This is a genomic window from Luteimonas sp. TWI596 (assembly GCF_039674105.1).
Taxonomy (GTDB): domain Bacteria; phylum Pseudomonadota; class Gammaproteobacteria; order Xanthomonadales; family Xanthomonadaceae; genus Luteimonas.
The window spans coordinates 1-7,213 of sequence record NZ_JBDJMU010000040.1 but is presented as its reverse complement, the minus strand read 5'-3'; the positions used below and the strand labels follow the sequence as shown (position 1 = coordinate 7,213).

General features: G+C 70.5%; 4 protein-coding genes and 1 pseudogene. All 5 read left to right on the top strand.

The features are described 5' to 3' along the window. Positions 1 to 196 (top strand): annotated as a pseudogene (locus tag ABE487_RS17075) (glutamine--fructose-6-phosphate aminotransferase); the annotation flags it as partial. A gap of 119 nt (positions 197 to 315) precedes the next feature. Beyond that, positions 316 to 1,764, top strand: coding sequence for a Wadjet anti-phage system protein JetA family protein (locus ABE487_RS17070; RefSeq protein WP_346452807.1), 1,449 nt, complete (start codon positions 316 to 318; stop codon positions 1,762 to 1,764). Beyond that, on the top strand, positions 1,761 to 2,405 hold the full coding sequence (locus ABE487_RS17065; RefSeq protein ID WP_346447339.1) for a DUF4194 domain-containing protein: 645 nt from the start codon (positions 1,761 to 1,763) through the stop codon (positions 2,403 to 2,405). Before ABE487_RS17070 ends, ABE487_RS17065 begins: the two co-directional genes overlap by 4 nt. Beyond that, the gene (locus ABE487_RS17060; RefSeq protein WP_346452808.1) at positions 2,392 to 5,820 is read left to right on the top strand and encodes an SbcC/MukB-like Walker B domain-containing protein; all 3,429 of its coding nucleotides are present in this window, start codon (positions 2,392 to 2,394) and stop codon (positions 5,818 to 5,820) included. Before ABE487_RS17065 ends, ABE487_RS17060 begins: the two co-directional genes overlap by 14 nt. After that, positions 5,817 to 7,067, top strand: coding sequence for a Wadjet anti-phage system protein JetD domain-containing protein (locus ABE487_RS17055; RefSeq protein ID WP_346452809.1), 1,251 nt, complete (start codon positions 5,817 to 5,819; stop codon positions 7,065 to 7,067). The genes ABE487_RS17060 and ABE487_RS17055 overlap by 4 nt, the downstream gene beginning before the upstream one ends. Positions 7,068 to 7,213: the final 146 nt, after the last annotated feature.

The following is a 7,213-nucleotide window of genomic DNA, read 5'->3' as shown; positions in this document are numbered from 1 at the left end:
CGTCTTCACCGACGCCGACAGCAACTTCGGCCCGTCGGAGGGCGTGCACGTGATCCGCACCCCGCGCCATGTGGGCGTGCTGAGTCCGATCGTGCACACGATCCCGGTGCAGCTGCTGGCCTACCACACCGCACTGGCGCGCGGCACCGACGTCGACAAGCCGCGCAATCTCGCCAAGTCGGTCACCGTCGAGTAGGCCCTGTGGAGCGCCGCGCCCGGCCGTTGCCGGGCGCGGCGGCATGCCCACGGCGGCCGCGCGATCTGTGAAAATGCCGCGGTGAAGACGATGCACCACCCGCACGGACGCGCCGCCAGATGAGCGATCCGACTCCGCCCTCGCTGTTCTCGGTCGTGCCGGCCGGCGTGTTCGGCCCGCTGGCCTCGGCCAACCGCGAGCACTACTGGCTGCTGTTGCACCGGTTGTTCGACGAGTTCTTCGGCCCCGATGCGCCGATGCCGCCCAGTCACGGCTTGCCGCGCCGCGAGATCACCGCCGCGATCGAGCGCTACCTGGTGGCCGACGACCCCTGGGAGGACGAGGACGGGCAGGGCCCGGACACGCCGCCGGGCATCCGTGCGCACGGCATCTACGAACGTTTCCGCAACGCCGGCTGGCTGCGCCAGGAGCGCATCGGCGCGCGCGAGATGGTCGCCATGCCGCCGGCGGTCTCGCAGCTGCTGTCGACGCTGGTCGAGTTCGCCGAACACGGGCCGACCTTCGTCTCGGCCAAGGTGCGCTCGATCGAACTGCAGATGCAGCAGGTCATCGACGGTGGCGGCGCTGGCGACGCCCTCGACGAAGCGGCCGACCAGGCCCGCCGGCTGCTGGTCTCGCTGGCGTCGATGAGCCTGCAGGTACGCGACCTGATGCCCGAGCTCAGCCGTGCCGAGACCACCGCGCAGTTCGCGCGGCAATGGTTCGAGCAGTACGTCTCGCGCTTTTTCATCGGCGACTACGCCGGCCTGCATCGTGCCGACCACCCGCTGGCGCGCCGCAGTTCGATCCTGGGGATGGTGCAGCAGGTCGAGACCGGCCCGCGGCACGAGGCGCTGCGGGCCTGGTACCGCGAGCATCTGACCGGTGGCGACGATGCGCGGGCGGCGCTGCGGCTCGGGCGCAGCCTGCGCCGGCTGCGCGAACTCGAGCGCATCGACGAGTACCTCGGCCGGCTCGATGACGACATCCGCCAGGCCAATCGTCGCGCGCTGGCCTTCCTCGACTACCGGCTGCGCGCGCCCGACCGGCTCGACATCCTGCTGCGTCGCGCTTGCCGCGGCGTGCTGACTGCGCCGGCCGAGGCGCTGCGGTTGCCGGTCGCCCCCGGCGCCCTGATGGACGAGACGCGCCTGCGTCCGCCGCGGACCCGGCCACAGCCCATCCCTCGCAGCGCCAATGCCGCCCAGGTCCCGACGCCCGAACAACTCGCGCGGCTGAGCCTGTTGCGGCGCATGAAGCGGGCGCGGCTGGTCACCGCCGAGGATATGGCCCGTTATGTCGGCCGCCATCTGGGCGAGGCCGACCGCGTCGAGTCGGATCAGATGCGCGTGGCCTCGATCGAGGATCTGCGCGCCTACCAGACCCTGCTTACGCTGGCGCTGCGCAGCCAGCGGATCGGCGGCCTGCGCCGCGACGATCCGCTCAGCCGGCTATTGCGCGGCTTCCGCGTCGAGCTTCTCGATTCCACCGAGCCGCTGGACAACGGCGTACTGCGCGCACCGCGCTTCGTCGTCCGCCGTCTCGCGCCCACCCGGACCCCCGCATGAAACGCAGCTGGAACACCTTGAGCCAACAGTCCAACGGCCTGTACGCCGTGCAGGACTTCGAGCGCGCCGCCTACCGGCTGGTCACCGAGCAGGTGCTCTACGCCGCCGATCGCACCGCACGCGTGGCCTATCACTTGGTCGAGGACCATTTCGACGATTTCGTCGGCGCGCTCGCGCCGCTGGGCATCCGGCTGGCGCGCAATCCGCACTACCGGTACCTGGTCGCGTTGCCCGCGCATGGCGAGGGCGTCGCGGTCACGCTCGATGAGACCTTGCTGCTGTTGGTGCTGCGCCAGCGTTACGACGAGGCGATGCGCCAGGGGCAGATCGAGGAGCACGGCGAGGTCGTCGTCGAACTGCCCGAACTTCAGGAGGCCTACCAGGCGCTGGTCGGCCGCCCGATGCCCGACGTCGGCACCTTGCGCACGCTCGCGCGCAGCCTGCGCCGCTGGGGCCTGGCGCGGTTGGTGGATTCTGATCGCGACGATCCGCAGCCATTCCATCTGGTGGTGCGCCCGGCGGTCGTGGAGATCGTCGGCGAGCTGTGGTTGCAGCGCCTCGACCAGCACAATCGCGACGACGACGGCGCCTCGGACGACAGCGCTCAGGACGAGTCGGAGGACGACGATGCAACTGCTTGAACGCGTCCATCTGGTGCAGTTCTTCCTGTTCGAGGCGCAGACGCTCGAACTGGACGCGACCAGCGCGATCATCGCCCCCAACGGCGCCGGCAAGAGCGCGTTGCTCGACGCGCTGCAGATCGTGCTGCTGGGCGGCGACCGCAGCCGCATCCGCTTCAATGCGCAGGCCGGCGGCAGCGCCCGCGCGCGCACGATCCGCGATTACTGTCTGGGCGTGTATCGCAGCGGCGACGACGGCCGCAAGCGGCGCACCGCGACCACGTACATCAGCCTGGTGTTCCGCGACCAGGAGACCGGCCAGGCGCTGACGGCCGGCATCGCACTGGGTGCCTCCGTCGACGAACCCGAGCATCGCCTGCACGGCCTGTATCTGCTGCCCGGCGTCGCGCTGGAGCGCGACGACCACCTGGAACGCATCAAGGGCCGCGAATTGCCGCTGGCGTGGCCGACATTTCGTGAACTGGCCGCGCGCCGCTGCCGCGAGGCGGGCGAGAAGGTCGAACTGCACACCACCAGCGAGCGCTTCGTCCGCGACCTGCTGTTCCGGCTGCGCGCCGCGCCGGGCGTCCAGCCCGACCTCAACGCTTACCGCAAAGCGTTCCAGAACGCGCTGAACCTGCAGCGGGTGGAGGATGTCGACCTGTTCGTGCGCACGCTGGTTGCCGAGGACCGGCCGACCGACATCGCCCGCTTCCGCGCGCTGCTCGAGAGCTTCCGGCAGATCCGCGACAAGATCGAGCAGGTCCGCCAGCGCATCGAGTCGGCCGAAGAGGTCGAGCGCCAGTACGGCAAGATCGCGGCGCAGGCCGTGCGCGCCGCTTCCTACCGTGCACTGGCGGCCGAGTACCGCCGCGACCTGCTCGGCGAGCAGGTGGAGCAGGCCGAACAAGCGGGCGAAGCGGCCCGCCAGGCGCTGGCGGCCGCCCGCGTGCAGTTGCAGGACGCGCGCAGCGAGCGCGAAAGCCTCAAGCACGAACTCGAGCTTGCCCAGCAGCAACTCCAGGGCAGCCGCGGCTACGGCGAACAGGCCTCGTTCGATGAACTGGCCGAGCGCGACCGCGAGGAACTGGCCCGCCTCAAGCGGGAACTCGGCACCCAATTCGCCTATGTGCGCGACCAGTTGCAGGCGGTGCGCGGCCTGGCGGACCCCGAGCTCGATGCGGCCCGGATCGACGACGCCGTTGCCCCCTGGCGCGACTGGGCCAATGCGCTGAACGACCTTGCGCCCGACGCTGCCATCGCGCTGGCGCCCGATCGCTTCCATGCCCAGGCCCTGGACGCGCTCGCGGCGGCGGCGCCACTGCGCGCGGCCGTCGCCACGCGCGCCCGCGCCGCATACGAGGCCTGGCAGACAGCGCGCAGCCGTCGCGATGCGCTCAAGGGCAACCAGCAACGGCTGAGCGTCGGCAAGGCCGGCCTGCGTGACGACGTCATGCGGTTGATGAACTACCTGCATGAAGCCGGGATCGAAGCGCAGCCGGTCTGCGACCTGGTGCGTGTGCGTGACGCGGCTTGGCAACCGGCCATCGAAGCCTATCTGCGCAGCCACGTCGAAGCGTTGCTGGTGCCGGCTGGCCAAGAGGAGCAGGCGGTGCGCGTGTATCGCGCGCTGCAGGGCGCGCGCGCGGTCTACGGCGTCAAGCTCGCATTGCCCGGCGCGGCGCGCGGACAACGCAGTGAACGTCCTGCGGCCGACAGCGTCGCGGCGTTGATCGAGGGCGACAACGCCGATGCGGTCGCCTATCTGCGGCGGCAGCTCGGCGATCTGCGTTGCGTGGAGACCGAGGCCGAGGTGGTCCGCAGCCGTCAAGGCCTGACCCGCGACGGCCTGGTCGCCAAGGGCGGCGGGATCGAGCGGCGGCGCCTGCCCGCCGGCTCTGAGCTTCGGATCGGCGCGAACGACGGCCGCGAACGCCTGCGCGTGTTGCGTGAAGAGCTCGAGGCGGTCGAGCGCGACCTGCGCGAGTGCGAACCCGAGGCGCGGCGCCTCGACGCACTCCAGCAAGCCCTCGCCCGGTTCGCCGACGCCGGCGAGACCGCCGACGCCCTGCATGCGCAGCTGCTGCAGCATCGTCAGATCGAATCGCGCTACCGCGCCCGCGTGCGCAGCCAGGCCGAGGCGGTCGATCCCGACCTGCTGCGCCTGAGCGAACAGCTGCGCGCGTTGCGCGAGCGTCATGACGAGAACGAGCGCCGGATCGAGGGCCTGATCGGCACCGAGGCGGTGTCGCGCAGCGGCGTCGACCAGGCGCAGCAGGTGCTCGAAGGCCTGCAGGCCCAGGAAGCGCTCGTCGCCCAGGCCGCGGTCGATGCCTTCCGCGACGGCGACGTCGATCCGAACCGGGTGGAGCGCCAGCGCGAGGAGCTCGACGCCAAATGGCCCTCGCTCGAGGAGCGCAGCCGGCGTTGCGACGAGCGCGCCCGCGACAGCGACAGCCAGCTCGCCCGGCTGCTGCCCGAGGCCTGGAGCGCGCTGGCACAGTACGCCCGCGATCATGGCCTGAGCCTGGAGTTCGACGCCAGCGCCTGGCGCCCGGCGCGCAGTCTGCTGCAGCGCGAACTCGCCCAACTGCGCGACACCGAGCTGGTGCGCTACCAGGGCGAAGCCGAGCAGGCCTACGCCACCGCGGTCGAGACCTTCCGCGCCAGCGTCGCGTCGGCGCTGTACGACAACTTCAATCGCCTCAAGCAACAGATCGCCACGCTCAACCGGACCTTGCGCAGCAGTCCGGCGTTCTCCAACAACGAGCGCTACCAGTTCCATTACGAGGTCGTGCCCGAGTTCCGTGATCTCGAACGCTTCATCCGCCGCGCCGCGGATGTCGGCGGCGAGGACGGCCTGTTCGGCAGCGCCGGTGAAGTGCCGGCTGCGTTCCGCGAGTTGGTCGAGGACGGCGCCGCAGCGCGCAGTGCGCATTCGCCGCTCGACGACTACCGGCGGTTCTTCCGCTTCGAGGTGCAGATCCGACAGGACGATCGCGTGATCGGTTCGCTGAGCGAACGCATGCGCTCGGGTTCTGGCGGCGAGCATCGGGCGCCGCTGTACGTCATCGCCGGCGCCGCGCTCGCTGCGGCCTACGGCAAGAGCGACGTTCACCCCGGCGGTATGGGCCTGATCCTGCTCGACGAGTTCGGCGACAAGATCGATGCCCAGAATGCGCGGGCGACGACGAACTATCTGCGCTCGCTCGGCCTGCAACTCGTGCTCGCCGCGCCCGATACCGCGCAGGGCACGCTCAGCGGCGTGCTCGACAGCTACATCGAGCTGTTCCGCGACGGCGACCTGCTGCAGGTCGAGCGGATCGAGGTCAAGGCGGCCGCCCGCGCACTGTTGCTCAGCGACCAGTTCGACCTGCATCCCGAATTGCTGGCCGAGGAGACTGCCCGCATCGCGAGCGAGCGCAGCGCGACGTGAGCGCCGCCCGGCACGTGCTCGAGCGGCTGCTGCGCAAGGGCGAGCGGGCCTGCCTGCGCGCCCAGTCCGCGCCCGCATCGCTGCCGATGACGGGCGCGAGCGCGCCCGAGTATCTGGCGCTGTCCACGCTCTCCGAGCAGGAGGACTTCCACGCGCAGATTCGACTGGCCGAGCGCGAAGGCGCGATCTCGGTCCGACGCGACCAACATCGCGACGACGGGCAACGTCTGCTGCGGTTGACGGTGCGCGATCTGGACGCGTTGGCGCGACACCTTGGCATCGCATTGCTGGCGACACGCATGGCTGATGCCAAGGGCAGGCTGGTGCAGTGGCTGCCGCGCTTTCCGGTCATCTCCGAGGTGCTCGACGCCTGGGCGCAGGGCAAGGGGCCGGGCCACGGGCCCGAGTCGGCGGCCGACCTCGCCGACGCAGCGCGGGTCGTGGAGGCGCGACTTGCCGATGCCGGCGCTGAACGCATGCTGCGACGCGAAAGCGTCCGCCTGCTGGGCGACAGCAAACGACTGGAGGCCCTGACGCCGTGGCTCGCGCTCTTGGTCGGCGGTGAGTTGAATGCGGGCGCGCTGGAGCGCGAACACGTCTGGTCCGCGCTCGGCCTGAGGCGCGAGCCGCAGCCGATGCTGATCGCCGGCACCGGCACGCTCGTCGTCGATGGCACCGCGCTGGCGCTGGTCCGACCCTACCTCGGCGTCCCGGTCGAACGGCTCGACGCGGTCGTGACCGAGGCGCGATTCCTGTTGACGGTCGAGAACCTTGCCAGCTTTCACGATGCCGCAGCGTGCGACTCGGTGGCGGACGGCTTGGTGATCTATACCGGTGGCATGCCATCGCCTGCCTGGCGCCGTGCCTGCGCACGCGTACTGCAGGCGCTGCCTGCCGACGCGCCTGTCTACCACTGGGGTGATATCGACGAAGGCGGCTTCCGTATCGCCGCCACGCTGGTCACCACCATGCGCGCGGCGGGCCGCGTGTTCAGGCCCTGGCTGATGTCGCCGGACGATCTGTCATCGATCGACGTCGAGGCGGCGCGTCGCCCGTCGGCGACGCAACAGGGCGCCATGCTGCGCTGGGCGCAGGCGGCGGGATGGCCAGACGTCGGTGAGGCATTGGCTGCTCGTCCCATGCTGCTCGAGCAGGAAGCGCTGCGTGCCCGGCTGCCTGCGCACGGTGGAGCGCTGTCTGCCATGACATCGCGACATTCGCATGACAGGGGTGTTGACCCAGTGTGAATTCGGCTTACAATGCGCGCCCCGCAACGCTGCACCGACGCTGAGGTCGGCCAGGGAAGCGGGGACCGGTCGGACTTCTGGGGTTTCACAGGGAGTTGACAGATCGGGAAGCTGCGCTAAGATGGGCGGCTCCTTCGGCGGAAACG

Bases quoted from the DNA above. Each gene is read 5' to 3' on its own strand.
- ABE487_RS17070 (WP_346452807.1), top strand. From the start codon at position 316: ATGAGCGATCCGACTCCGCCCTCGCTGTTCTCGGTCGTGCCGGCCGGC.
- ABE487_RS17065 (WP_346447339.1), top strand. From the start codon at position 1,761: ATGAAACGCAGCTGGAACACCTTGAGCCAACAGTCCAACGGCCTGTAC.
- ABE487_RS17060 (WP_346452808.1), top strand. From the start codon at position 2,392: ATGCAACTGCTTGAACGCGTCCATCTGGTGCAGTTCTTCCTGTTCGAG.